1 protein-coding gene and 1 pseudogene are annotated in these 1,554 nt (G+C 74.8%); both read right to left on the reverse strand.

What is annotated here, in order from left to right; translation table 11 throughout:
- A partial coding sequence (locus L0B03_RS17635; protein ID WP_250448288.1) for an enoyl-CoA hydratase/isomerase family protein occupies window positions 1-1,054 on the reverse strand: 1,054 nt, incomplete at its 3' end.
- Window positions 1,051-1,554 (reverse strand): annotated as a pseudogene (locus L0B03_RS17640) (acetyl-CoA C-acyltransferase); the annotation flags it as partial. The gene L0B03_RS17635 and the pseudogene L0B03_RS17640, both read right to left, overlap by 4 nt.

Raw genomic sequence — 1,554 nt, forward strand, 5'->3', positions numbered from 1 at the left:
CCCCGACGATCCCGACCCGGCGCACCGGTCGCGCCAGGGCCGCCTCGGGCGCCCCGGCGGGCTTGCGCGCCTTGCGGGTGGTCAGGTCGAAGGCGTAGAGCCCCGCGCGCAGCTCGTCGGTCATGAGGAGCTCGGTGAGGGCATCGTCCTCGGCGGCGAAGGCCTCGTCCCTGCTGGCGGTACGTGCCGCTGCCACCAGGTCGAGGGCGCGGTAGGGAGCGGGCCGTGATCCGTGCAGGCGCTGGTCGAGGGTGGCGCGGGCCGCGGTGACGGTCGCGTCCCACGTGGCCTGGTCCTCGAGCTCGGGTCGCTCGACGACGACGCGGCCCGCGAGGACCTCGGCGCACCAGCGGATCGACTGCTCGAGGAAGTCCGCGGGGTCCAGGACCGTGTCGACCAGGCCCATCTCGAGGGCGGCGCCGGCCGAGGTGGTCCGGTTGTTCGCCAGGGGACGCTGGATCACGAGGTCCACGGCCCGGCGCACACCGACGAGGTGGGGGACCAGGTAGCACCCGCCCCAGCCCGGCACCAGACCGAGGAAGACCTCGGGCAGGGCCAGCGCCCCGACGTCGGCGGCGACGGTGCGGTAGGTGCAGTGCAGTGCGACCTCGAGCCCGCCGCCCAGCGCCACGCCGTTGACGAACGCGAAGGTCGGGACGCCGAGCTCGCCGAGCAGCCGGAGGGTCGTGTGCCCCGCCTGGGCCACGGCCCGCGCCTCGGCGGGGTCGGCGATCGCGGCCATGTAGCCGAGGTCCGCCCCGGCGGCGAGGTAGTACGGCTTGCCGGTGACGGCGAGGGCCTGGATCTCCCCGGCGGCGGCACGGTCCCGCTGGGTCGTGAGCGCCGTGTGCAGCTCGGCCAGGCCGCCCGGCCCCAGGGTCGTGGGCTTGGTGTGGTCGAGGCCGTTGTCGATGGTCAGCAGCGCCAGGACACCACCGTCGGGCAGTGGGACGTCGCGGACCAAGGCATGGGCGACCCGTTCGCCGGGCAGTCCGGCGAGGCGACGGGTCGCCTGCTCGTCGGGGCCGGTCGGGGTGCCGTGCGTGGCGCTCATGCCTGCTCCTCCGTGCTGCCGTGGTGGTGGGGGTTCTCCCAGACGACCGTGCCGCCCATGCCGAGGCCGACGCACATCGTCGTGATGCCGTACCTGACCTCGGGGTGCAGCGCGAAGGACCGGGCGAGCTGGGACATCAGCCGCACCCCGGAGGCCGCGAGCGGGTGCCCGACCGCGATCGCACCGCCGAGGGGGTTGACGCGCGGGTCCTCGTCCTCGATCCCCATCGCGTCCAGGAAGGCGAGGACCTGCACCGCGAAGGCCTCGTTGATCTCGATCAGCCCGATGTCCTCGATGCCCAGGCCGGCGAGGTGCAGGGCCTTCTCGGTGGCAGGAACAGGGCCGATGCCCATCACCTCGGGGTCGACCCCGGCGTACGCGTAGCTGACCAGCCGCATCCGCGCGGGCAGGCCGAGCTCGGCGGCCACCTCGGCCGAGGCCAGCAGCGCGACGGCGGCCCCGTCGGTGAGCGGGGCCGAGGTGGCCGCGGTGACCCGGCC

Origin of the sequence: Actinotalea sp. C106 (assembly GCF_023630195.1) — a bacterium.
Classification (GTDB): Bacteria; Actinomycetota; Actinomycetes; order Actinomycetales; family Cellulomonadaceae; genus Actinotalea.